At 39.6% G+C, this 24,868-nt stretch carries 19 protein-coding genes and 1 tRNA gene; 4 read left to right on the top strand and 16 right to left on the bottom strand.

All coding sequences use genetic code 11. The features are described from left to right. Positions 1–51: 51 nt before the first annotated feature. Positions 52–5,214, top strand: a complete 5,163-nt coding sequence (locus UKS_RS01615) for an SIALI-17 repeat-containing surface protein (protein WP_156011517.1) — start codon at positions 52–54, stop codon at positions 5,212–5,214. Positions 5,215–5,627: 413 nt separating this feature from the next. Here the strand turns inward: UKS_RS01615 and UKS_RS01610 are convergent, their stop codons facing one another. The 6 genes from UKS_RS01610 to UKS_RS01585 form a co-directional block, all read right to left on the bottom strand. After that, positions 5,628–6,431 carry an ABC transporter ATP-binding protein gene (locus UKS_RS01610; RefSeq protein WP_156011508.1) on the bottom strand — a complete coding sequence of 268 codons (804 nt, stop codon included), beginning with the start codon at positions 6,429–6,431 and terminating at the stop codon, positions 5,628–5,630. Between the two features lie 12 nt (positions 6,432–6,443). After that, on the bottom strand, positions 6,444–7,337 hold the full coding sequence (locus UKS_RS01605) for an ABC transporter permease (protein WP_156011507.1): 894 nt from the start codon (positions 7,335–7,337) through the stop codon (positions 6,444–6,446). Between the two features lie 11 nt (positions 7,338–7,348). Beyond that, a complete protein-coding gene (locus UKS_RS01600) occupies positions 7,349–8,326 on the bottom strand; it encodes an ABC transporter substrate-binding protein (protein WP_156011505.1) in 978 nt (325 codons plus the stop codon). A gap of 360 nt (positions 8,327–8,686) precedes the next feature. Beyond that, the gene (locus UKS_RS01595; RefSeq protein ID WP_156011503.1) at positions 8,687–8,863 is read right to left on the bottom strand and encodes a hypothetical protein; all 177 of its coding nucleotides are present in this window, start codon (positions 8,861–8,863) and stop codon (positions 8,687–8,689) included. Between the two features lie 93 nt (positions 8,864–8,956). Beyond that, positions 8,957–9,904: an AEC family transporter gene (locus UKS_RS01590; protein WP_156011501.1), complete on the bottom strand. Its 948-nt coding sequence runs from the start codon at positions 9,902–9,904 to the stop codon at positions 8,957–8,959. A gap of 77 nt (positions 9,905–9,981) precedes the next feature. After that, a complete protein-coding gene (locus UKS_RS01585) occupies positions 9,982–11,607 on the bottom strand; it encodes a malolactic enzyme (RefSeq protein ID WP_156011499.1) in 1,626 nt (541 codons plus the stop codon). Between the two features lie 357 nt (positions 11,608–11,964). On the opposite strand from UKS_RS01585, the gene UKS_RS01580 reads away from it, so the two are divergent. Both UKS_RS01580 and UKS_RS01575 read left to right on the top strand, forming a co-directional pair. Beyond that, positions 11,965–12,315: a helix-turn-helix domain-containing protein gene (locus UKS_RS01580; protein ID WP_156011497.1), complete on the top strand. Its 351-nt coding sequence runs from the start codon at positions 11,965–11,967 to the stop codon at positions 12,313–12,315. A 127-nt stretch (positions 12,316–12,442) separates the two neighbouring features. Further along, complete coding sequence (locus UKS_RS01575) at positions 12,443–13,321, top strand: LysR family transcriptional regulator (RefSeq protein WP_156011494.1); 879 nt, start codon at positions 12,443–12,445, stop codon at positions 13,319–13,321. A 454-nt stretch (positions 13,322–13,775) separates the two neighbouring features. Here UKS_RS01575 and UKS_RS01570 read toward each other — a convergent pair whose 3' ends face one another. The 5 genes from UKS_RS01570 to UKS_RS01550 form a co-directional block, all read right to left on the bottom strand. Then, positions 13,776–14,702, bottom strand: coding sequence for an ATP-binding cassette domain-containing protein (locus UKS_RS01570; RefSeq protein WP_156011492.1), 927 nt, complete (start codon positions 14,700–14,702; stop codon positions 13,776–13,778). Positions 14,703–14,712: 10 nt separating this feature from the next. Then, a complete protein-coding gene (locus UKS_RS01565) occupies positions 14,713–15,780 on the bottom strand; it encodes an ABC transporter ATP-binding protein (RefSeq protein ID WP_156011490.1) in 1,068 nt (355 codons plus the stop codon). Between the two features lie 8 nt (positions 15,781–15,788). Continuing rightward, positions 15,789–16,715, bottom strand: a complete 927-nt coding sequence (gene oppC, locus UKS_RS01560; RefSeq protein WP_000103691.1) for an oligopeptide ABC transporter permease OppC — start codon at positions 16,713–16,715, stop codon at positions 15,789–15,791. Further along, positions 16,715–18,211 carry an ABC transporter permease gene (locus tag UKS_RS01555; RefSeq protein WP_156011488.1) on the bottom strand — a complete coding sequence of 499 codons (1,497 nt, stop codon included), beginning with the start codon at positions 18,209–18,211 and terminating at the stop codon, positions 16,715–16,717. The genes oppC and UKS_RS01555 overlap by 1 nt, the downstream gene beginning before the upstream one ends. Positions 18,212–18,277: 66 nt before the next feature. Further along, a complete protein-coding gene (locus UKS_RS01550; protein WP_156011487.1) occupies positions 18,278–20,266 on the bottom strand; it encodes a peptide ABC transporter substrate-binding protein in 1,989 nt (662 codons plus the stop codon). Positions 20,267–20,424: 158 nt separating this feature from the next. On the opposite strand from UKS_RS01550, the gene UKS_RS01545 reads away from it, so the two are divergent. Beyond that, positions 20,425–20,495 (top strand) — tRNA-Cys (locus UKS_RS01545). A gap of 196 nt (positions 20,496–20,691) precedes the next feature. On the opposite strand, the gene UKS_RS01540 is transcribed toward UKS_RS01545, so the two are convergent. From UKS_RS01540 to UKS_RS01520, 5 genes are all read right to left on the bottom strand, one after another. Then, positions 20,692–22,023, bottom strand: coding sequence for a hemolysin family protein (locus tag UKS_RS01540; protein WP_049496219.1), 1,332 nt, complete (start codon positions 22,021–22,023; stop codon positions 20,692–20,694). 242 nt (positions 22,024–22,265) lie between these two features. Then, on the bottom strand, positions 22,266–23,090 hold the full coding sequence (gene endA, locus UKS_RS01535; RefSeq protein WP_156011485.1) for a DNA-entry nuclease EndA: 825 nt from the start codon (positions 23,088–23,090) through the stop codon (positions 22,266–22,268). 38 nt (positions 23,091–23,128) lie between these two features. Further along, on the bottom strand, positions 23,129–23,317 hold the full coding sequence (locus UKS_RS01530; RefSeq protein ID WP_173020490.1) for a DNA-directed RNA polymerase subunit beta: 189 nt from the start codon (positions 23,315–23,317) through the stop codon (positions 23,129–23,131). Continuing rightward, complete coding sequence (gene murA, locus UKS_RS01525) at positions 23,310–24,593, bottom strand: UDP-N-acetylglucosamine 1-carboxyvinyltransferase (RefSeq protein ID WP_156011481.1); 1,284 nt, start codon at positions 24,591–24,593, stop codon at positions 23,310–23,312. Before murA ends, UKS_RS01530 begins: the two co-directional genes overlap by 8 nt. A gap of 23 nt (positions 24,594–24,616) precedes the next feature. Next, positions 24,617–24,847, bottom strand: coding sequence for a DUF1146 family protein (locus UKS_RS01520; RefSeq protein WP_080977062.1), 231 nt, complete (start codon positions 24,845–24,847; stop codon positions 24,617–24,619). Between the last annotated feature and the right edge of the window lie 21 nt (positions 24,848–24,868).

The raw sequence follows: 24,868 nt of genomic DNA, 5'->3' as shown, positions 1-24,868 counted from the left end.
AGTTCGCTTTTTAAAAAATGAAAGCGCTTTTAATTAATGAAGGAGGTTTCTATGGAAAAAATTTGTAGGGAGAAATCCTGTCGCTACAGTATTCGGAAGCTAACGGTCGGCACAGCCTCTGTTTTGCTTGGAGCGGTTTTTCTAGCTAGTCATACCGTCTCTGCTGATACTATCGAAGTAAAGCAAAACGAACTTGCATTAGAGAAGACTACAGTTAAGACAGACACTGTAACGAAAGCAAGTGAATTAACTGAGCACACACAGCCAAACGAACCAATTGATCATACAAAACCAGTTCTAGCCGACAATAGTGCATCTGAAAGCAAACCCGTTGAGGCTGATATTACTTCTGCTACAGCTAACCAAGCAAGTACCGAAGCTATTGTCAAACCTAACGAAAATAAGGAAACCGAAAAACAAGAACTACCTGTGACAAAACAAAACAACTATCAACTCAACTACGATCAGCCAACAGCTCCTTCCTATGATGGATGGGAAAAACAAGCCCTTCCAGTTGGGAACGGTGAGATGGGTGCTAAGGTTTTTGGTCTCATCGGTGAGGAGAGAATCCAATACAACGAAAAAACTCTTTGGTCGGGTGGACCACGTCCCGACAGTACCGACTATAATGGAGGAAACTACCAGGAGCGGTATAAAATTTTAGCAGAAATTCGTAAGGCTCTTGAAGACGGAGATCGTCAAAAAGCAAAACAACTCGCTGAACAGAATCTAGTTGGTCCAAATAATCCCCAATATGGTCGCTATCTAGCTTTTGGTGATATCTCTATGGTATTCACCAACCAAAAGAAAGGATTAGAGAACGTCACAGACTATCATCGTAGTTTGGATATAACAGAAGCTACTACTACAACTTCTTACACCCAAGATGGGACTACCTTTAAAAGAGAAACCTTCTCAAGCTACCCTGATGATGTTACAGTTACCCACTTGACTCAAAAAGGGGACAAAAAACTTGATTTTACAGTTTGGAATAGCTTAACAGAAGATTTGATTGCTAACGGAGACTACTCAGCGGAGTATTCTAACTACAAGAGTGGCCATGTTACGACAGACCCGAATGGTATCCTACTAAAAGGTACGGTCAAAGATAATGGCCTCCAGTTTGCATCCTATCTAGGAATTAAAACGGACGGAAACGTTACTGTCCATGATGATAGTTTAACGGTCACAGGGGCGAATTACGCCACCTTGTATCTCAGTGCCAAAACCAACTTTGCTCAAAATCCAAAAACAAACTATCGAAAAGAAATTGACCTCGAAAAAACTGTTAAAAATATCGTAGAGGTTGCTAAAGCAAAGGACTACGAAGCATTAAAGCAAGACCATATCAAAGACTATCAAAAGCTCTTCAACCGTGTTAAATTAAATCTAGGCGGAAATAACTCTAACCTGACTACAAAAGAGGCACTTCGAACTTACACGCCTACCAAAGGGCAAAAACTGGAAGAACTCTTCTTCCAATACGGACGTTATTTATTGATTAGTTCATCTCGTGATCGCACAGATGCCCTTCCTGCCAACCTACAAGGAGTTTGGAATGCTGTAGACAATCCACCTTGGAACGCTGACTACCATCTCAATGTCAATTTGCAAATGAACTATTGGCCTGCCTACATGAGCAATCTAGCTGAAACCGCCAAGCCAATGATCAATTATATTGATGACATGCGCTTTTATGGTCGTATTGCTGCTAAGGAATACGCTGGCATCGAATCCAAAGATGGACAAGAAAATGGTTGGCTGGTCCACACTCAAGCAACACCCTTTGGCTGGACTACTCCGGGTTGGAACTACTATTGGGGTTGGTCTCCAGCTGCTAATGCTTGGATGATGCAGAACGTCTATGACTACTATAAATTCACCAAGGACGAAACTTATCTCAAAGAAAAGATTTACCCAATGCTCAAGGAAACAGCTAAGTTTTGGAATTCCTTCTTACATTATGACAAATCTAGTGATCGTTGGGTGTCTTCTCCTTCTTACTCACCAGAACACGGTACTATTACCATTGGAAATACCTTTGACCAATCACTTGTTTGGCAATTATTCCATGATTATATGGAAGCAGCCAACCATCTAAAAGTCGACCAAGACTTAGTCACAGAGGTCAAGGATAAATTTGACAAACTCAAACCACTTCACATCAACAAAGAAGGACGCATCAAGGAATGGTACGAGGAGGACAGTCCGCAATTCACCAATGAAGGGATAGAAAAGCATCACCGGCATGTTTCCAACCTAGTTGGTCTCTTCCCAGGTACTCTCTTTAACAAAGACCAAGCTGAATACTTAGAGGCCGCGCGTACTACCTTGAACCATAGAGGTGATGGGGGGACTGGTTGGTCTAAGGCAAATAAAATCAACCTCTGGGCTCGTCTGCTAGACGGTAACCGTGCCCATCGCCTACTTGCAGAACAACTTAAGTATTCAACTCTTGAAAACCTTTGGGATACACACGCGCCTTTCCAAATCGATGGAAATTTTGGTGCAACCAGTGGTATTTCAGAAATGCTTCTTCAATCTCATACTGGCTATATCTCACCATTGCCTGCCCTCCCAGATGTATGGAAAGATGGACAAGTATCCGGTTTAATTGCTCGTGGCAACTTTGAAGTCAATATGAAGTGGAAAGATAAAAATCTTCAAAATCTGTCCTTCCTTTCAAATGTTGGTGGAGACCTCGTCGTAGACTATCCAAATATCGAAGCTAGCCAAATCAAGGTTAATGGCAAACCTGTCAAAGCAACTGTTCTTAAAAACAATCGTATCCAACTTACTACTCAAAAAGGTGATGTTGTTTCTTTCGAACAGGTCCCTGGCCGAGTGACACTTTTAACTGCCGCTAGACAAAATGGCTTAGCTGCTGAACTCAACTTCAATCAAGTAGATGGAGCGACAAATTATATCATCCGAAGAGAAGTAAAGAATGATTCAGGTCAAGCTCCTGTAATTAAAGAATTTGTTACCAATCAAACTCACTTTATCGACAGCTCACTAGATCCTAAGCTTGCTTATACCTATACTGTTAAAGCCATGTTCGGAGATGTCTCGACACAAGTTTCTGAAAAAGCAAGTGCAGAAACCTATAGTGAAGTGATGGACGATCGAGATAGTCGAATTCAATACGGTGCCGGATTTGGAAGCTGGACAGATTCAGAGTTATATAGAGGAACTGAAAAATATGCTGATCTTTCATACTATGATTATTCTGATGAAGATATCACTGCCACAATTCCTTTCACTGGGGTTGGAATTGAAGTTTATGGGCAAAAATCATCTGATTTAGGCCTTGCAACTGCAAAAATCGATGGTAAAGAAGTCGGTGAACTTGATTTCCATACCGCTGGAGAAACAGAAAAAAGCAGCTTAATCGGTCGCTTCACCGGATTATCAGAAAAGCCTCATACACTCACTATCAGTGTGAAACGAACTAATAAAGGACGAGATAATGAGGGATCAAGAATCATTCTTGACTACTTCAAAATTCTATCTGGAAAGGGGCGTACTATTGAAAAAATGGATGACAGAGACCCTCGAATCCAATACGGTTCTCAATTTAAAAACTGGAGCGACCCTGAGCTCTACGAAGCTACAGAGAAATATGCTGATATCAATAACAATTCATCCAGTGCAGCTTCAGAATCTCAAGCAACTATTTCCTTCACAGGTACAGGAATTCGTATTTATGGTTTAAAAACCTCTGAATTGGGCAAAGCACTGGTGACACTAGATGGAAAAGAGATGCCTAGTTTAGATTTCTATACTTCAGAAGCAACTGAAAAGAGAGCCTTTATTGGAGAATTCACAAATCTGGCTGATGGTCCACATACCTTGACGTTGAGAGTTGATCCTAACTCACCAGAAGGACGCAAGAAAATTTCCCTCGACTCATTTGATATTATAAAATCTCCAGCTATTGGTTTAGACCTTCCAAGTATTGCTCCTCTTAAGACAAATGATAAAACTGTCTCCTTAACTCTACCAACCGGAGACTGGGAAGCAATTGCAATCAATTTCCCAGGTGTCAAAGATCCACTCGTTTTGCGAAAAGTTGATGATCATCACCTGCTTACAACTGGAGATCAGACGGTGCTATCAGTCCAAGAAAATCAGGTACAAATCCCTATTCCTGATAAAACTAATCGGAAGGTTGGAAATGTGATAGAGGCTTATTCTATCCAAGGAAATACAACAAGTAGCCCAGTTGTTGGTATCTTCACTCCTAATGTCGATGATAACCAGAATGATACAGAGCAATCAACGACAAGCAAAGGAAATGGGCCAGCTCCTACAGTTGAAATTCCTGAGTACACAAATCCTATTGCTACAGCTGGACAGGAACAACCACCTGTAGTAAATATTCCGGAGTATACTAAACCTATAGGTACAGCCGGACAAGAACAACCACCTGTAGTAAACAGCCCTGAGTATACTAAACCTATCGGAACCGCTGGACAGGAACAACCACCTGTAGTAAACAGCCCTGAATACACTCAACCTATTGGAACCGCTGGACACGTCAAACCATCTGAAGTCAAACCATCTGAAGTCAACACACCTAAGCCTAATCAACCTATCGGAAGCAATAACGACCAATCTCCTTCAACTCTTAGTGTCCCTAAAATCCAGACACATGTCTTAAAAGATGAAAAAACTGGAGTTGAAATTATCGGTGATAGCAATAACTTAGAGGGAATTTTATATGTCTCTAGCAAGAAAGTACTAGCTCAAGAACTATTTGGTAAGACATATGATGCTTATGATATTCAACTTAAAAACCAATCAAATAGCAATATGCAACCAAAAGGCCCTGTTTTGGTTCGCTTACCAATTTCATCTAAAGTAGAAAATGTCTATTACCTAAGTCCAACTAAGGAATTGGAAGCACTTGATTTTACAGTTCGAGATGGTATGGCAGAATTTACCACTAGCCATTTTAGCACCTACGCGGTAGTCTATCAATCTAGCCATTCTCAAGAAACTACACCAAACAAGACAATGGAAACCCCTTCAGAACCAACTTCAATAAACCTTGAACAGGCTTCAACTACCGATAGTCCAACTCAGCTGGAAAATACTCATCACAGAGAACAACTTCCAGAAACTGGTGAATTCTCAAATTTACTCCTCTTCTTAGCAGGACTTAGTTTAGTCTTAACATCAATCTTCTTATTAAAAAACAAGAAGGATTAAAACTACAAACTTTTAAGAGTGATTTAGAGAGCTATCTCATCCGAGAGTGACACAAGTTTGGTATGTAGCATTTCATTTACCATTTAACTGATATCTTTTAAGATAATATTCTAAACTACAAACCAGTCCTTTTTGTCTTGAGGACTGGTTTTAATATCGTATATCTAGTTACCATCTGATAGATTACAGTTAAACCTAGTGTCTATCCTTTGAAGAATTTCTAGTCATAAATAATCACACAACTATACAAATTCATTCTCAATGAAAATCAAAGAGCGAACTAGGAAGCTAGCCGCAGGTTGCAGATAAAGCTTACGTTGTTTGAATAGATTTTAGAAGAGTATCAATTTCATATTTCTTCCTATCCATTTGTACTAATAAAAGACTGAGACACTAGATCTCAGCCTTTTTCTTTATCCTAAAACCAATTCATCACTGACTAGGCTTTGGCCACTATTTTTCTGGAAGAGATGCATGAGGTCTTCAACCGTTAGATGCTTTTTCTCCTCTCCCTTGACATCCACCACTATCTTGCCTTGATAGAGCATAATGAGACGATTGCCATACTCAATCGCATGGTTCATATCATGGGTAATCATCAACGTCGTCAATTGATGTTGTTCCACAATCTTTTGCGTCAAATCCATCACCATTTGACTCGTTTTCGGGTCAAGGGCTGCAGTGTGTTCATCCAGAAGCAAAAGTTTGGGTTTCACCAGAGCTGCCATGACTAGGGTCAAGGCCTGTCTTTGTCCTCCTGAGAGGTATTGGGTATCCACTTTCAAGCGATTTTCAAGGCCAATATTCAACTCTTTTAAGGCCTCTTGGAACCGGATTCTATCCTTCTCTTTCACGCCCCAACCAAGACCTCTTTTTTGTCCACGTCTCAAGGCAATAGCCATATTCTCCTCGATCGTCAAACGAGAAGCCGTTCCCATCTTCGGATCTTGAAAAACACGGGCGATATCCTTGGCCCTCTTTCTTACACTCAGATTTTTAATGGATTTGCCTGCCAATAAAAGGTCACCTTCGTCCACCGATAGATTGCCAGCCAAGATATTCATCAAAGTGGATTTCCCTGCTCCATTTCCACCAATCACAGAGATAAAATCTCCCTCTTCAACCTCTAAATCTAATCCTTTGAGGACATGATTCTCATTGACCGTCCCTGCTTCAAATGTTTTGTGAATATTTTCAAGTGTTAACAAACTTGCCATAACTTTCTCCTCCTATTCATTTCTCAATTTCAGGCCACGAATCTTTAATCTCTTTTGCAATTCTGGCGCAAATAAAACTAAGGCTAACAAGATTGCATTAAAGAGACGAACTAGATTTTGATCTAGATTTGGAATCTCATAGATATTTAAAATAATCAAACGGTAAACAATAGCACCGATTCCGATGGATAATAAGCGGCCTCCAATGGTCAAGTCGTGTATCAAAACTTCCGCAATAATGACTGCACTCAAACCAACAACGATAGTTCCTGTCCCAGAAGTTACATCCGAAAATCCATCATTTTGGGCAAACAAGGAACCACATAGGGCAATCAAACCGTTTGAAATCATGTAACCAACAATCTTCATGGTGTCTACATTGACCCCATTGGCCTCACTCATCGGAATATTGTCTCCAGTCGAACGCAAGACCAAGCCAATCTCTGTTTTCATCAAAAGAGTCAAGACTAGACAGACAAGTAAGAGACAGGCTAAACTGAATGAGAAAACAGCTTCTTCATTTGACACCCCCAAACTCGCCAATTGTTTAAAGACAGTCGAAGAATCTCCCAAGGAAAGATTGGGGACACTTCCCATGATTTTAATATTGATTGAATAAAGCCCTGTCAAGGTCACAATTCCTGTCAAGAGAGCTGGAATTTTCATCTTGGTATGGAGCATTCCTGATACAAGACCTGCTACCATACCCGCCAGCAAAGCAAGTAAGGTCGCAATCCAAGGATTTGTCCCTGCCTGTATCTGAGATACGACAACAGCCGCCCCCAGTGGAAAGGCTCCTTCAGCAGTCATATCCGCAATATCCAAAATACGGAAAGTCAAGTAGACCCCAATCGCCATAATCGACCATAGTAAACCTTCTGATAAACTAGATAATACAAAATTCATCTTAAACCTCCTTATTCCTTGCCTTCTAACTTACTAATATCAATTCCCAATGCTTCTGCCATTTCTTGATTGGTATGCAATTCCAGTTTTTCAGGCAACTCAACTGCTATATTTTCTGGCTTCTCACCTTTTAAAACACGAATCAACATGCGTGCTGTCTGTCTTCCCAATTCTTCATAATTAGTACCGTAGTTATACAAGCCACCAACCGCAACCATTTCTGTTGAACCACCAAATACTGGAACCTTGTGTTTAATAGAAATCTGCTTGACTGTTTCCATGGTTGATGAAATGATATTATCCGTTGGTACAAAAACCATATCCACCTCTGCCATCAAGCTTTCTGCTGCTGCCTTGACGTTGTTACTGTCCAAGATTGTTTTTTCAACAACGGTAAAGCCTTTTTCTTCCAGAAGGCGCTTAGCTTCATCCTTTTGGACAACTGAGTTTGCCTCGCTCTGAGTATAGAGGATTCCAATCGTTTTAGCCTTTGGTAACACTTTCTTTATCAAATTGATTTGGGTTAAAATGGCATCTGATGACTGATCACTTGTCCCAGTTACATTGCCCCCAGGGTGCTCTCTTGACTCAACCAACTTGGCACTGACAGGATCTGTTACCGCTGAAAAGATAACCGGTGTCGTTTGTGTTGTATTGGCCAAGCTCTGAGCAGAAGGCGTTGCGATAGCTAGAACGACATCACTAGATTCTGCTAGCTGCTGAGAAATAGTTTTTAGATTTCTTTGCTCACCCTGTGCATTTTGCAAATCAATCTCGATATTTTCCCCTTCAACATAGCCTTGCTTGGCCAGCTCATCCACAAAACCTTCTCTAGTAGCATCCAAAGATTGATGAGTAATAAACTGCGAAATACCGATACGAAAAACATCTTTTTTCTTATCTGCCTTCAACTGATGCAAACTGATCAGAGAGGTCAAGAGAATCCCTACTACCAAGAGGGGGGCTAGTAATTTTCGAACAACTTTCATAATGAAACTCCTTCTCAGAAAAGATAATACTCAATGAAAATCAAAGAGCAAACTAGGAAACTAGCCGCAGGCTGTACTTGAGTACGGCAAGGCGACGTTGACGTGGTTTGAATTTGATTTTCGAAGAGTATAAAACAAAAAACCGCCTAGATAATACCTAAACGGATGCTTGAAATAATCTAACAAGTTATAACTTAGCTAGTCCATTTAGATATTCATCTATATGGACCACAATCAAAAATCTTAGCCACATAGATACAAACAAATTGCTTGAACTGTTTGCATCCATGGTGACATGTCTACAAACACTATCTAAAGTAGCTAAAGTAAAAGTTTTGATTCATCGTTACAGCTTGTCTCTTATTCATTTCTTTTTCTGCTTTCTTTTTTGATGTTTCCTATCCTACCACCTTTTTCTTCACCTGTCAAGAATATTTCAGAATTTTTTAAAATTTTTCGAAAATTCTTGACAGCTGCTTTCAATTTGGCAAATTCTTCCAATTCTTTTAGGATAATTTCAAAGATTTTTATACTCATCTACTTTCAAAAGGTATTCTGGTCCATCGCCGATTAAGGGTGAACTTTATAACTTCCTTCTCCAGTTCTTGTATGATATCTTCCATCTTCCTCTTATCCTAATAAAGTTTGTAATATTGGAATAACAAGGATAAATAGAACCGTACTTAGAGTGACCACATTCGTTGAAAATTCAACATCTCCTTTTCCCTGATTAGCAAGGATCGGGAGAACAGCTAAAGCTGGTGTAGCGGACTGAATCATAAAGGTCTTAAATTCTACTGTCGCCATATTTGGTGCAAAGAACTTCAATACAAGAAGCATGATTAGAGGGGCTAGGATAAAGCGTCCAACTAAAGTGACAATTGTATCTTTATCAAAAGTAATCGTATTCAAGCCTGCCTTTGCAAGAACGATACCAATATAAATCAGAGATAGGGGAGTGACGATATTTCCAACATAAGTTAAGGTATTCGTTGCGAAATCTGGAATAGAGATTCGGAGAATCAAAAACAGTAGAGCCACAAGAAAACCTACAAGCGGAGCTGGTAGCAATTTCTTCCAGTCAAATTTACTTGTCTTCTTGCTTTGACCCGACTTACTATCACTCGTCATCAAATACACGCCCAATGTCCAGGTGGAAATCGTGTTGGTGATATAGTAAATTAAGAAATAAGGAAGAGCCTGATCCCCAAAAAGAGCAACGTTTAAAGGTAAACCAATAAAAATAGTGTTGGCATTCACAAAGGTATTAATCATGGTTCCTCGCCGTCCTGGACGAACCTTGAAAACCATAACTGCAATATAAGCTACGATATAGCCCAAGATAAAGGCCACAAATGTATAAAGGAGACCTCCAGAAAGACTGATTAGTTTATCTAGAGTTAGGTATTTCATCACCGACACAAAGATTGACGCTGGCAAGGCTACATTCATGATCAAACGAGACAGGTTAGGTCCAAAGGCATCTCCAAACCATCCCTTCACCTGAAGAATATACCCCAAAACAATGATAGCAATAATCGGAATGATACTCGTAATCGAGGTTAAAAAGAGTGACATAGGTATCCTTTCTAAATTACTTAAGTCCACAGTCCATACAAATCTGTCGCTAGTGAAGGATAGACAGCAGGAATGAATTATTTATACTCTGGATACCATTTCAAATCACGAACTGCTTTAGCCATATCAGTTTCTTTAGCACGCGCAAGGCCTTGCTCTTGTGCTTTTTTAGCGACTGCTTCTGCTACTTTAATAGAAACATCTGCTACATACTTGAATGGTGGCAAGACAGGAGCTCCTGGTTGACCTGGATTGACAATACCACTCAATGAATGAGCTGCTGCTCCAATCATTTCATCAGTCAAAAGACTTGCTTCAGAAGCCAGCATACCTAGACCAAGACCTGGGTAAATCAAGGCATTATTGGCTTGACCAATCACATAGTCGACACCTTTATAAGAAACCGTATCAGCAGGAATTCCTGTTGCGACAAAAGCTTTGCCATCTGACCATTCAATCAAATCTTTGGCACTAGCTTCTGCTAGTTTGGTTGGATTTGACAAAGGGAAAATCATCGGGCGTTCTGTGTTTTCACACATAGCCTCTACTATTTCTTTAGTGAAGGTATTAGGTTGAGTCGAAGTTCCTACAAGAATGGTTGGCTTCACAGTCTTCACTACTTCAAGCAAGTCAGTCAACTTGTCTGCGTTACTAAAGTCAGCACGTTTCTTAGCAAATGGTTTTTGCTCTGGTGTTAAGTCATCCATATCATCAAAGAGAAGACCTTGTTTATCAACCATAAAGAAACGTTTATAGGCTTCTTCCTCAGAAAGACCTTCGCTCACCATTTCACGAAGAACACGAGAGGCAATTCCTGCACCTGCAGTCCCACCACCATAGCAGAGATAAACTTGATCTGTTAATTTTTCACCACTAATATCCAGTGATCCAAAGATACCACCCAAGGTAACGATTCCTGTACCTTGAATATCATCATTAAAAGTTGGAATTTGTTTCCGGTATTTTTCAAGAATATTGGCAGCATTCGAGCGGCCGAAATCTTCCCAGTGAAGGTAGAGTTTAGGAAAGAGACGTTCTGCTGTTTGAACAAATTGGTCAATAAAGTCGTAGTAACGATCTCCGCGAACCCGTTCGTGACGATTTCCTAAGTAATTAGGATTGTTACGAAGTTCTTCACGGTTAGTCCCTGCATCAATAACTAAAGGAAGGACCATAGCAGGATCGATTCCAGCAGCACCCGTGTAGACCATCAATTTCCCGACAGAAATATCGACACCATTTGTTCCCCAGTCACCGATTCCAAGGATTCCTTCTGCATCTGTTACAACAATGAGACGAATCTCGCGATCCCCAGCAGCATTTTTCAAAGTGGCTTCAATATTTTCAGGATGATTGATATCAAGATATCCCGCATATTGGGGATCTACAAAGAGGTCACTATAGCCTTCAATGGTATCTGCAATGGTTGGATCATATACAATTGGATTGAATTCCTCCAAATGTTGAGAAAAGAGGTAATAGAAAAGAGTCCGGTTGGTATTAAAAATTTCCATTAGGAAAAGACGTTTTTCCAAATCATTGGCTTTTGTTTGCATTTGTGCATAAGTTTGCGCCGCTTGTTCTTCAATCGTTTGAACATACGGTGGCAATAAACCAATAAGACCTAGTTCCTTTCGCTCCTCTAAGGTAAAGGCAGTCCCCTTGTTCAGGAAAGGGTTGTTTAAAATATCATGTGCAGTCATAGTGCAACCTCCTTTTTACTTCTATTATACCACTTAAATGAATTGTTTGGAAAACTTTGTTGTTTAAAAAATACTATTGTGTACGCATATGTTATAATGAGTCTACGAAGACATTTTCTAATAGGCTCTTTTATACTTAAAACACTATTATTAATGGCACTTTAAGTTGTTCTATTTTATAAATTTCTGAACTCATCAAACTCTCGATAATCACTCTTTATTAAAAGTTTCGAGTAAAAGAAACCAATCATACAAATTGATAATCCGAATTAAAATAAATATCATATAAGTATGTTATATAATACTTTGTATTTTTCAAGGTGTTTTTTTGTCATATAAAACTTGTATTCTATTTATATGACGAATAAAAACTATTTACAACAATATATTTCCCAAAAAGTGAAATATTTTCGAACACAGAATAAAATGAGCCAGGAAGAACTTTCGGAACAAGCAGGACTCGGACTTAAGTATATCAATCAACTTGAAAACCAAAATGTGAATCTGACCATTCACAGTCTTGAAAAAGTGATTGATGCCCTAGAAATGACCCCAGAGGAATTTTTCAATTTTGATAGCCTTGAATTAACCTCTGATAAGAGTGACAATCTTTCACTCAAAAGAATCAACATGAAGATTAAACAACTCCCTATTGATAAACGAGAAAAGATGTTGGTCATTTTTGAAAGTATCTTAGATAACCTTTGATATCCCTGACTCACTTACATTTTAACTGGTGAATACTCGTATAGTCAAATTGTAGTGTACGGATAAAAAGTATTTATCTGGTGATTTCCACTTATTTTCCTTCTCCAACTAATGAAAGTGAGCCCATATGAATTTAAAAGATCTACAATATTTTTATGACCTCTGCCAGCTTCAATCCTATACGGAAGTAGCAAAACTACATAAAGTCAGCCAACCATCTATTTCTTATGCCATCAAGCGCTTAGAGGAATCTTTTAATTGCAAATTGATTCACCACGATCCCTCGCATCGTTCCTTCAAACTCACTCCTCAAGGGCAAATCCTTCTAAAGCATACAGAAAAGATCCTACCTGAGGTTATTTCTACTCGCAAAGAAATCAATCGTTCCTTGGCCCAATACTCTACTGTAGGATTTCCTCCTATTATCATTCAGTATCTCTTTGCTGCCTTAAACGAAAAAGATAAATTCGATTTTTTAAAAAAAGTACGCCCTATCCGCGGTGGCTCCGTAGAGTTATTAAATCTTCTCCTCAAAGGAGACCTTGATGCAAGCCTACTCGGCTTGATTGAACCACTCAATCATCCTTCAATAGAGACACATGAACTCTTTCATAAAGAACTGTATGTCGTTTTATCAAAGAACCATCCTCTTGCTACTGCTCCTTCCCTCACTTTTGAAGATTTAGTAGATCAATCCTTTATACTTTTAGACGAACACTTTGTTCACCTGAAAGCTTTTGAAATGCTTAATCAAAAGTATCAAAACAAGGCAGAAATATTCTTTAAGAGTGACGACATTGTCATCATTAAAGAACTTTTAAAGAAAGGGATTGGCCTTAGTTTACTGGCTGATATCGCACTTTCTGATGAAGATGATGATTTAATAAAAATTCCTCTAATACCGGAGGACCAGATAACATTTACAGTTTATTACGCTTATCTCAAATCAGCTACACTGTCATCAGAAGCAGAAGCCTTATTTAATCTCATTAAATCATATGAATAGGAAAAAACTCTAACTATCGACTACCTGATAGCTAGAGTTTTTTACATTATAGATATTAGACTCAATGAAAATCAAAAAGCAAACTAGGAAGCTAGCCGCAGATTGCTCAAAGCACTGCTTTGAGGTTGTGGATAAGACTGACGAAGTCAGTTACCTATATCTACGGTAAGGCGACGCTGACGTGGTTTGAAGAGATTTTCGAAGAGTATTAGACTATAGTAGATTGAAGCTAGAATAATACGCCGCGACTTCTAAATCATTTCTAGAAATTAATTTGACTTTCCTAATCGAGTTGTTCAGATTTTATTTCATCTCACTATAATTCAATGATTTTCTAAGAATTCTATTTCTTTCGAAAATTCTTTCAAGCTGCTTTCAAAGTTTTTCAAATTAGTCCAACAAAAAAGGTTTATAATTCCCATAAAAAGTTGACATGGAAATTATAAAACCATTATTAGTTTAACCCTTGTTGGTAACGCGCCAATTCGGCTTGGTTAGCCCAAACATAGTGACCTGGACGGATTTCTACCATAGATGGCTTATCAGTCTCATAGTCGTGTTGACTTGGGTCGTAAACCTTCAAGACCTTCTTACGTTCCAAGATTGGATCTGGGATTGGTACCGCTGAAAGCAAGGCTTGAGTATATGGGTGAATTGGATTGTTAAACAATTCTTCTGTTTCTGCAACCTCTACAATAACACCCTTGTAAATAACCGCGATACGATCTGAAATAAAACGAACGACCGACAAGTCATGGGCAATAAATAGATAGGTCAAGCCAAGTTCTTTTTGGAATTTTTTGAGCAAGTTCAAGACTTGGGCACGCACAGAAACGTCCAAAGCTGAAATAGGCTCATCCGCAATAACAAAGTCTGGTTGCATGACCAAGGCACGGGCAATACCGATACGTTGACGTTGACCACCTGAGAATTCATGAGGGTAACGAGTCAAGTGCTCAGCAAGAAGACCTACTTCACGGATAATATTTTGAACTTTCTCTTTACGTTCTTCTTCATCCTTAAATAAATGGTGATTGTAAAGACCTTCAGAAATAATATAATTAACAGTCGCACGTTCATTCAAACTTGCGGCAGGGTCTTGGAAAATCATCTGGATTCGACGGATCAATTCCGCAACTTGTTCACGCGATTTCTTACCATTAATCTTTTGACCATCAAAAATAATATCACCACCACTTGTATCATTTAGACCAATGATGGCACGACCAATAGTTGTTTTCCCACTACCTGACTCACCAACAAGCGAGAACGTTTCTCCCTTGTTGATAAAGAAGTTAGCATTTTTAACCGCGACAAACTTCTTACTTCCTTCACCGAAGGAAATTTCCAAATCTTTGATTTCTACTAATTTTTCAGACATTTCCTTCCTCCTAGTCAGCCAGATGGGCAAATCCCATTTTTTCACGAATCTTATCATGGAGATTTGCAATCACAGCTGGTTTTTCTACTTTTGGAGCATCCTCATGAAGTAGCCAAGTTTTAGCCCAATGTGTCTCTGATACTGAGAACTGAGGGGGTTTTTGTTCGAAGTCGATCTGCATTGCATAGTCAGAACGCAAGGCAAAGGCATCCCCTTTCAGGTCAGTATAAAGTGACGGAGGTGTTCCTGGTATTGAGTAAAGATCCCCTTTATCATCAGCAAGCTGAGGTAAGCTAGACAAGAGACTCCATGTATATGGATGGCGAGGGTCATAGAAGACTTCCTCAATAGTTCCATACTCAACGATTTCTCCTGCATACATAACCGCTACCTTATCCGCAATACTTGCCACCACACCAAGGTCGTGGGTAATAAAGATTGTTGTGAAATGATACTCCTTTTGTAACGATTTTAGCAAATCAATAATCTGAGCTTGAATAGTTACATCCAAGGCGGTCGTTGGCTCATCACAAATCAGGACATCAGGCCGGCAGGCAAGGGCAATCGCAATAACGATACGTTGACGCATCCCTCCAGAATATTGGAATGGGTATTCATCAAAACGTCTATCTGCATCTGGAATCCCAACCTTATTCATGTAGTCAATGGCCAATTCTTTCGCTTCTTTAGCTGTTTTTCCTTGGTGTTTTACAATAACTTCTGTAATCTGACTACCAATTGTTTTAATTGGGTCCAAACTAGTCATTGGATCTTGGAAGATAGTCGCAATCTTAGCTCCACGAATTTGTTCCCAATCCTTGTGAGAAGATAAAGCTGTCAAATCTTGACCACGGTAGTCAATACTACCTTGGGCAATGCGACCGTTTTCTTCAAGCATACCTGTGAAGGTCTTTGTCAAAACAGATTTTCCTGATCCTGACTCACCTACCAAGGCTAATACTTCTCCTTCAACTAGTTCAAGGGAAACGCCGCGAATGGCTGTCAATACTTTGTCACGAACGTCAAATTCCACGACAATATCGCGAGCAGTCAAAATTACATTTTTTTCTTTTGTCATTTCTACTCCTATCTATGTGTACGTGGATCACTAGCATCCGCTAAGTTTTGACCAACTACGAAAAGGGATAAGGATACCAAGACAAGAGTTGTCAATGGAATCCAGAACAAGTAAGCATTGGTTGTTACGTTTTGTGAATAATCCGAAATCAAACGACCCAAACTTGGCACGGTAATTGGTAATCCAAGACCGAAGAATGACAAGAAGGCTTCGTATGAGATAAAGCTTGGAAGCATTTGAGTCATGGTTGTCACAATAACAGATACCAATTGAGGCATGATATTTTTGGCAACAATCTTCAAGGTTGGTGTTCCCAGAGTACGTGACGCCAAGTTGTATTCCAAGTCACGATAACGCAAGATTTGCACACGGATCATGAAGGCAATCCCAATCCATGTCGTCACACTCATGGCAAAAATCAGATTCCAGAATCCAGCTCCGATTGAGTAAGTCAAGACAATGACAATCAAAAGAGATGGGATGTTTGAGATGACGTTATAAACTTCCATCATCACGCGGTCAACTGATTTTGAAATTCCCCAAATACCACCGACAAAAACACCGATAACCAAGTTAATTACTGTCGCAATCACAGAAATGAGGATAGAGTTACGAGCTCCGAACCAGACACCGTCAAAAAGAGATTTACCGTTACTGTCTGTACCGAACCAATGCTCAGCATTTGGCTTGATATAACGAGCACTAAAGTCGTTTACCTTGCTGACATCATTGAAATCAAACTTAGAAAACATTGGGTAGATGAAACTCATCAAAATGATAGCTACCAAGATTCCCAACATGACTACAGTTGATTTCTTCTTCATAAATTGTCTAAACACTGAACCCCAGTATGAATAAGCTGGCGCATCAATAGCTTCAGAGGCAAAATCGTCACGTTTTACAAACTGAAATTTTTCTTTATCGATTGTAGACATTATTTGCCTCCTTTCTCAGTCAATTTAATACGTGGGTCAATAATAGTCATCCAAATATCTCCCAAAAGAAGTGAGAAGATAGAAATACATGTAAAGATGAAGACAAGACCAACGACCATAGAGTTATTAGATGCTTTTACAGAGTCAATCAACATTTTACCCATACCTGGGAAGGCGAAGACTGTTTCAGTAAGGGTTGCACCACCAATAACCCCGATAACGGCACCAGGAATTCCTGAAACCAGCGGAACCATGGCATTTTTAAAGATGTGTTTGTTTGAAATTTCTTTTTCAGACAAACCTTTGGCACGAGCAAAACGAACAAAGTCCTGTGATTGCAAGTCAATCATGTAACGACGAATCCAAATAGCTGTACCAGGAGCACCCAACAAACCAAGAATCACTGCTGGTAAAACATACGAACGCCAATCTCCAGCACCCAAAATAGGGAATGAATCTGGAAGACCAATTGATGATCCAATCAAACGAACAATGTAAACCAAGGCAATGGTTGGAAGAGCCATCAAGAAGGTCAAAACCCCTGTTGAAAAGCTATCAATCCAAGTATTCTTGAAGCGAGCCATTGCTGAACCAAGTGGCACAGCAATCGCATAAGAAATTACCAAACCAATCAATCCAACGACTGCAGAGCTAGCAATCATAGAAGGATATTGGTAGTTGCTTTCTGTAGCTGTATAAGGATCATCTTTCCCATAATTGGCTATTTCACGTGAATCAGCCTGACTAGGAGACTTGTAGGTTCTTGAGTAAATATTTACAGAAGAAGTTTTCTTACCAGTTGGGAATTGAACTTCTGAAGTCTTGGTTTGTCCTTGACCTTGTGTGATAACTTGAAGAACAGGAGTATTGGCATAAGTTGGGTAAGAATCTCCTAAGTTCAAGTTGACAAAGTTTTGGTGAACAAATGGGAATTGACTGTTGAAGTACAAGAGGTATTTATGTTTAGTCCCTGAACCTACTAGAGACCATCCAATAGCCGGATCGTTTTCAAATCGCAAATAACGCTCTAAATTAGGATTTTCCGGGTCTTGAATCTTGTTTGTATGGTCAATGTCAAGCAAGTTTGCATAGAATTTGAACACACGCTCGAAAATTGGGATTTCACGAGTAGCGTAGAATTGGCCACTTTCAGTAAATTCTCCCAAGGTCCAACCATGACCGATTTGTTTGATGTATTTTTCGTAGATAGCCTTGTTGGTATCATTTGCTTCAACGGTTACAGAAGCATCCATCTGACTAGCTTTTTCTTGCAACTCTTTGGTATCGTAGTACTCGATATAGCCCATACGCTCATAAACAGTATTTTCATAGTTATCACGTTTATCAGCAGTTGTCGCAATTTTGTTATAGTTGGTATCCTGTTTGAAAATCAATTTTCGAGGAACCATTGTATAGATAATCGTGTAAGTCAAAGTTGTTACTAAGAAGATAGAAACCAATGACCGTAAAACACGCATAAAAATATATTTTTTCATATCATTTCCTTTAAAAATCCCAAAAGAACCTTCTCCTCATGGAGAGAAAGTTCTATTGAACATTATTTACTTCACATGACTTGCCAATTCTTTTTGAGCTTTCTCGTTTGATTCAGTCTTTTCTTTCAACCATTTTTCACGAGCTTTTTCATACTCTTCTTTGGTGATTGCTTTTTCACCAACTTCAGTGTACTTCAGGTATCCTGCATTTTCACCTTTAAGGCCAGCTACAGAATATGAAGAACTAAATGGTAGAACTTTTGAAACATATGAAACGGCTGTTTCTTTAGGAGAAGCCATTACTGGAATTGTCAAAGCGTTGTCAGTCAACCAAGCTTGTGCTACTGCGTATTTTTCATAACGTTTTTGAACATCTTGGTTTTCACTGTTTGCGTCATCAAGTAATTTTCCATAATCAGCTAAAGCAAGTTTGCCCACTACTGATGCATCTGTATTTTGGTCAATACCAAGGTAAAGACGAGTACTTCCTCCCTTAAGGACGAACTGATCCAAGAAAGTAGAAGGATCTTGATAGTCAGGGTTCCATCCTAGTAAGGTATGGATATCCCAGTCTTGCTCTTTAGCTGTTGGAGCGCTAAATGAAATTGGTAAAGCTTCTGCTTGAGTCATTTGTTGTAAGTCTACAACAACATTATCTGAACCCAATACTTTTTCAATTGATTGTTTCAATGATTGAACACGGTTTACAACCGCTGTTGATTCTTGGATAACCAAAGCATCCAAGTGAATTGGAAATTCAACACCTTCAGCTTGCAGGCTTGATTTAGCTTTAGCAAAGACTTCTTTCGCTTTTTCTTCATTGTAAAGTCCATTTTGAGAATCCGCTAGAGACACGTTTGACCAAGTAGAAGAATTTGTCTTAGCCAAGCTATCTTGTACCAATTCACCAAATGTTTTCTTACCAACTTGAAGATTATAAGGTGCAAACGTATTGCGGATGGCTACTGCAGCTCCATCAGTACCATTTGTTTGAGCAGAATAAGAATTGCGATCGACTGCAAAGTTCAAGGCTTGACGGAATTCCTTGTTTAGCAATGCTTTCTGAGTAGATGTCTTTTGAGCATCACTTGTTTTGGCAGTGTGGTTATAGGTTGTACGGCCATAGTTCAAGCTGACAGTTGCAACACCCGCACCTGGTTCATTAAAGTAAATGTTATCTTTGAAGTCAGCTGCATATTTTTCATATGTAGAACTTGTAGGGAAGATACGAGCCTTGCTATATTGACCATCAGAAAAACCTTTAGCAATCACATCCTGGTCCTTACCATCCCAGAAAGTGAACTTAACGTTCTCAATTTTTACATTTTCTTTGTCCCAGTAAGCGTCATTTTTAGCCATCTCGATGGATGATTTTGGAGTTACAGCCTTCAAGACAAATGGACCGTTATAAAGAATAGAGTTAGCATCTGTTGGGGCACCAAAACCTTCCCCTTTTGAAGTTAAGAACTCTTCATTAACTGGCATCAAAACACCACTAGTTGTCTTGTCATTCCAGAAAGTTTCTGGCTGGTTCAAGGTATATTCTAGTGTTTGGTCATCAAGTGCTTTTACACCAACGGTTGAAAAATCGCTTGTTTCACCCTTGATGTAGCCTTCTAACCCCTTAATAGAAGAGCTAACGATTGAAAGTCCTTTTGATTTTCCATCTACAGCATGTTTCAAACCAGTAACGAAGTCTTTAGCAGTTACAGGAGCGTATTCTTCTCCCTCTGCTGTCACCCATTTAGCATCCTGACGGATTTTATAGGTATAAGTCAAACCATCTTTTGAAACTGTCCATGATTCAGCGATAGAAGGAACCAGATTACCATATTTATCGTTAGCCAACAAACCATCTACAGCATTTGTTGTGATAAAAGATGTTGAATCGATATTGCTAACGATATAATCCAAAGTTTCTGGGTCTGTTTGATAAACATATTGGTAATCTTTTGCTAGTTTAGCATTATTTGAACTAGTGTTTGAACACGCAGCTAGAACTCCTGACGCTAATAAGGTAGCCCCCGCTACAGCAAGCACTTGACTTTTTTTCATTTATTTACTCCTCTTTATAAAGTATAGGTTATCATCAATTATATCATAGATTTCAAGAAAAGTAAACGAATTTTCAGAATATTTAGGCTTATTGATACAAAAAATCTGAAAAAGCTATTGACTGAAAATCATTTTCAAGGTATAATAATAAACGTTAAGGCGGTATAGCCAAGTGGTAAGGCACGGCTCTGCAAAAGCTTGATCGTCGGTTCAAATCCGTCTACCGCCTTCTATAACTTGATTTATCAGGTTTCATTTAAACAGAAAGCCCAGTATAAAGGGCTTTTTTCTTTTTCCTCGAATCAATACGTATAACTTTTAAAAACTTTTGGGGTAAGTTTGGGGCTAAGCTTTTCGAGGACACAATCCCCTTTTGAAATCAACTGAAAAAGGCTCCGTCACGCATGGTGACAAAAGCCTCTAGTTTATTCTGTTTCTTCTTCTATTTCAACTTCGGTAATTTGGACTTTCACCTTGGTAACACGTCCATTTTTCACTTTATCATTGGTTAGGAGAAGCTGTTTGTTTTGGCTGACTAATTCATAACTGAGTTTCTCAGTCGTTGGAATGGTCCCCACTCCTATCAAATAATAGCCAGCGATGGTATCAACGTCATCACTTTCCAGTTCAACATCAAAGTAGTCATTAAAATCATTGAGATTCATGGTACCTTGAACAATGTAAGTATCCTCACCGATTTGATGAACATCTATTGCCGCTTTATCTGTTTCGTCATCGATTTCACCAACAATTTCCTCTAAGAGGTCTTCTAGGGTCACCAAACCAGCCATCCCACCGTATTCATCTAGCAAAATTGCCATTTGTCTTTGGGTATTGCGCAATTCTTTTAACAAGTCATCCACAAAAATAGTTTCAGGAACAAAAAGTGGATCTTGTAAAATTTTCTTCCATACGATGTTATCAAAACCATCTACAAAGGCTGCCTGGAGAATACTCTTGGTGTGAATGATCCCAATCACGTTATCCTTATCTCCATCATAAACAGGTATACGGGAGAAGTTTTGTTTTAAAATGCTTTGGATAATGATTTGACTATCATCCTGAATATCCACCATAAAGGCATCCGTTCGAGGAACCATGACTTCTCTGGCCATCAATTCATCTAGTGAAAAGACTCCTTGTAACATTTCAATTTCGTCAGCATCTAGTGTTTCTTCACTATTTGTCAGCATGTAGGCAATTTCATCACGGGTCATTTTTTCATCAGCATCGTCAAAGGCCATAGGAGTCAAGCGACTCAAGAGATTGGTAGATGCAGACAAGAGCCAAACAAAGGGACTAACTAGTTTCCCAAGCCCAATGATAACTGGCGCTGTACGAATCGCCAAGGCATCCTTTAGATTAAGAGCGATTCTCTTAGGGTACAATTCCCCAAAAACGATGGAAATATAAGTCAAAAATGCTAAAGATAGAAAACTTGCAACGGCATAAGCTGTTTCACCATCTCCAAGCCAAGATGTAATTTCTCGTCCCAGAGTTTCTGCCAAACTCGCCCCAGATAAGATCGTAATCAGGGTAATTCCTACTTGAATGGTTGATAAAAAGTGGTTAGGATTATCTAGTACCTTCAACAGACGGATATAACGTCTATCTCCTTCTTCTGCCTTTTGTTCAACCCGCGAACGGTTAAGAGAAACCATAGCCATTTCTGTGGCTGAAAAAAAAGCATTTAACACCGTCAAGATAAACAATAAAACAAGTTGTAGCAACAAATTCTGACTACTTGGGTCTTCCATAGTTCTTCTCCTAAAATAGTATCTTATCCTCTATTATATCACAAAATATAGTTCAGTACATATTATTTTTTCTCATAGTCTTCGAAAATCTTTTCAAACCACGTCAGCTTTATCTGCAACCTGCGGCTAACTTCCTAGTTTGCACCTTGATTTTCATTGAGTATTAGTGTCTATTGTAGCCCTACTTAAACTAGTAAAAACAACTCCTATATCCACAAGTGATATAGGAGTTGTTTTGTATGTTACTGAGTAACAGTCACTTCTCCAGTTCGGTAATCCAGTTGAAGCCCCTTTTGAACATTGGGAACTAGGACGTTAAATTCCAATTCCCCGTCTGAAGACTTGGCTTCAATCTGTGAAGCTGAAGGAACTAGGTCCTCTTTTGAAGCGTAATAGAGGGTTACACGGTAGCGGACACGCTTGTTTTGGTCCAAGGCTTTACGCACCATGCTTTCATAGTAGTTTTGACCAGTCGAATCCTCTGCCTGTGCCTGATTTGCCCAGGCTGTCTGAACAGCAATATTTTTAGGATTGCTTGTCGAGGCATCAAAACCATCCAAGCCACCGATTAAGGCATATCCTAACAAGTGACCTCTATCAACCGCATGGGTATAAGCCCCCTTTAGATTCTTAACCTGATGCCAGCCTGGAGGAGTCCAAGAAGTCGAACCATTCCCAGTTTCTTCACGATTCTTGTACTGGCGAGTAGACTTAGACAAGAGGGCATTTGCTACAGTTGGCACGGTTTCCTTGCCAACTGTCTTTGTTTTATTATCAGCGTAAGGCTTACTTGAAACCTTGGCATCTAGATTTGTTTTATTACCATTGACGATAAAAGCACCTGAGCCATTCCACTCAAGACTCCCTTTTATTTGGCTTTTGACTGCGTCTGTTAAGACACTTTCTGCCAATGCTTGACTAGGAGCTTCAGCAGCTTGTTTTTTCTGACTAACTTTGGTTTTGGGACTATTTGGTATCAACTGCATCTGCTGGATATAGTAGCTCCCTGCAGATAAGAGTAATAACACTAGCAGTCCGATCAGTGCCTGTCTTGTTTTTTTATCCATTTTTCTCCTTATCTCTAGAAAAAGACTGGTTCTCCAGCCTAATTTCCTGTAAATTTATGAATCAATTCATGCCATTTTTCTGGAGACAGGATAGCCCATGGATCTTGACCCTTGCCCAGGATTCCATAACCCACCATTAAGCCAATTCCTAGAGCTAGAGCACCTAAAAACAGTACCAAAATGACCAGAATTAAACGCTTGATTACGTAGCTTGATTCCTTATTCATCTTCATCACTTGCCTCAATCCGCTGAATCTTAGCACCTAGCTGCGCCAACTTCTCATGGAAACGGTAGTAACCTCTATCCAAGTGAACCAATTTACCGACCACAGTTTCTCCCTGTGCTACCAAACCTGTCAAAATCAAGGCTGCACTGGCACGAAGGTCAGTTGAAAGAACTTCTGCTCCCTGCAAAGGTTGACCACCAACAATACGAGCTGTATCACGGATAATCTCAGAGTGCAAGCCCATGCGGCGCATTTCTTCTAAGTGTTGGAAACGATTCTCGAAAACTGTCTCCACCATAGTTGATTCCCCTTTTGCAACGGTCATCAAGGCTGTAAATTGAGCCTGCATATCCGTTGGGAATCCTGGGTGGGGCAAGGTTTTTACCTGGACAGCTTTTAGATTTTCTAGTTGAGATCGAACTCGAATCCCTTCAATCTCCTCTGTCACTTCCACTCCCATTTCAAGTAATTTGGCAATCAAAGGACGATTGTGCTCCCAAACAGCATCTTTAATCAAAACATCACCACCAGTCATGGCAGCTGCTACCATAAAGGTTCCTGCTTCGATACGGTCTTGGACTACATGGTGAGTCGTACCATGAAGTTTCTCAACACCGGTAATGGTAATAGTCTCTGTACCAGCACCTTTGACCATGGCTCCCATTTCATTTAAAAGAATGGCTAAGTCAACAATCTCAGGCTCACGCGCAGCATTCTCAATCACTGTCACACCATCAGCCAGAGTCGCCGCCATCATCAAGTTTTGTGTAGCACCAACACTTGGAAAATCCATATAGATAAGAGCGCCTTGCAAGCGATCAGCCTTAGCTTCGATATAACCAGCTGTCTGGCTAATCTTAGCCCCCATAGCTTCTAGACCTTTCAAATGCAAATCAATAGGACGGCTACCAATCGTACAACCGCCCGGCATGGATACCTTGGCATGACCTACACGAGCAAGGATTGGCCCCAAGACAACGATGGATGCACGCATCTTGCTGACATACTTGTAAGGAGCTTCCTCAGTGATATCGCCAGTCGCATCCACCTCAACAAGATGAGCTTCTTCATTAAAATTCACCTTGGCATTCAAACCACGAACCACCTGATTCATAGTGAAAACATCTGACAAGATAGGAACGTTCTGCAAAACAGTCTTTCCTTCACTTGCTAGAATAGTCGCTGCCAACAAGGGCAAGACTGCATTCTTTGCTCCTTCAATCGTAACACTTCCTAGCAGACGATTATCGCCACCTTGAACCACAATTTTTTCCATACTTATTTCCTTTACTCTTGATTTTATAATAGTCCTCTAAGTGCTTCTTGCCACAACTGATACAGGCTGATAAAGAAAGAACTCATGATGTAGCCCATTACAATGCTGAAAAAGGCTACTAGTAAACGAACTTTTCCTGTATTCTCAGTTGTCACTTTTAAAATCTTTTCCCATCTAACAAGACCCTTTAAAAGGTAAAAACTCACATAAATAAAGAGCATATGACTGCTTAGAGTGAATAATAATTGAACCATTTGACTATTATACCATCTTCT

Origin of the sequence: Streptococcus sp. 116-D4 (assembly GCF_009731465.1) — a bacterium.
Lineage (GTDB): Bacteria > Bacillota > Bacilli > Lactobacillales > Streptococcaceae > Streptococcus > Streptococcus pseudopneumoniae_E.
The sequence above is the reverse complement of the archived record's forward strand: the minus strand, read 5'-3'. Positions and strand labels throughout refer to the sequence as shown.

Bases quoted from the DNA above. Each gene is read 5' to 3' on its own strand.
- UKS_RS01595 (WP_156011503.1), bottom strand. From the start codon at position 8,863: ATGAGTATAAAAATCTTTGAAATTATCCTAAAAGAATTGGAAGAATTT.
- UKS_RS01610 (WP_156011508.1), bottom strand. From the start codon at position 6,431: ATGGCAAGTTTGTTAACACTTGAAAATATTCACAAAACATTTGAAGCA.
- UKS_RS01575 (WP_156011494.1), top strand. From the start codon at position 12,443: ATGAATTTAAAAGATCTACAATATTTTTATGACCTCTGCCAGCTTCAA.
- UKS_RS01600 (WP_156011505.1), bottom strand. From the start codon at position 8,326: ATGAAAGTTGTTCGAAAATTACTAGCCCCCCTCTTGGTAGTAGGGATT.
- murA (WP_156011481.1), bottom strand. From the start codon at position 24,593: ATGGAAAAAATTGTGGTTCAAGGTGGCGATAATCGTCTGCTAGGAAGT.
- UKS_RS01555 (WP_156011488.1), bottom strand. From the start codon at position 18,211: ATGAAAAAATATATTTTTATGCGTGTTTTACGGTCATTGGTTTCTATC.
- UKS_RS01585 (WP_156011499.1), bottom strand. From the start codon at position 11,607: ATGACTGCACATGATATTTTAAACAACCCTTTCCTGAACAAGGGGACT.
- UKS_RS01520 (WP_080977062.1), bottom strand. From the start codon at position 24,847: ATGGTTCAATTATTATTCACTCTAAGCAGTCATATGCTCTTTATTTAT.
- UKS_RS01615 (WP_156011517.1), top strand. From the start codon at position 52: ATGGAAAAAATTTGTAGGGAGAAATCCTGTCGCTACAGTATTCGGAAG.
- UKS_RS01580 (WP_156011497.1), top strand. From the start codon at position 11,965: ATGACGAATAAAAACTATTTACAACAATATATTTCCCAAAAAGTGAAA.
- UKS_RS01550 (WP_156011487.1), bottom strand. From the start codon at position 20,266: ATGAAAAAAAGTCAAGTGCTTGCTGTAGCGGGGGCTACCTTATTAGCG.
- UKS_RS01590 (WP_156011501.1), bottom strand. From the start codon at position 9,904: ATGTCACTCTTTTTAACCTCGATTACGAGTATCATTCCGATTATTGCT.
- UKS_RS01565 (WP_156011490.1), bottom strand. From the start codon at position 15,780: ATGACAAAAGAAAAAAATGTAATTTTGACTGCTCGCGATATTGTCGTG.
- oppC (WP_000103691.1), bottom strand. From the start codon at position 16,715: ATGTCTACAATCGATAAAGAAAAATTTCAGTTTGTAAAACGTGACGAT.
- UKS_RS01540 (WP_049496219.1), bottom strand. From the start codon at position 22,023: ATGGAAGACCCAAGTAGTCAGAATTTGTTGCTACAACTTGTTTTATTG.
- UKS_RS01605 (WP_156011507.1), bottom strand. From the start codon at position 7,337: ATGAATTTTGTATTATCTAGTTTATCAGAAGGTTTACTATGGTCGATT.
- UKS_RS01530 (WP_173020490.1), bottom strand. From the start codon at position 23,317: ATGAATAAGGAATCAAGCTACGTAATCAAGCGTTTAATTCTGGTCATT.
- endA (WP_156011485.1), bottom strand. From the start codon at position 23,090: ATGGATAAAAAAACAAGACAGGCACTGATCGGACTGCTAGTGTTATTA.
- UKS_RS01570 (WP_156011492.1), bottom strand. From the start codon at position 14,702: ATGTCTGAAAAATTAGTAGAAATCAAAGATTTGGAAATTTCCTTCGGT.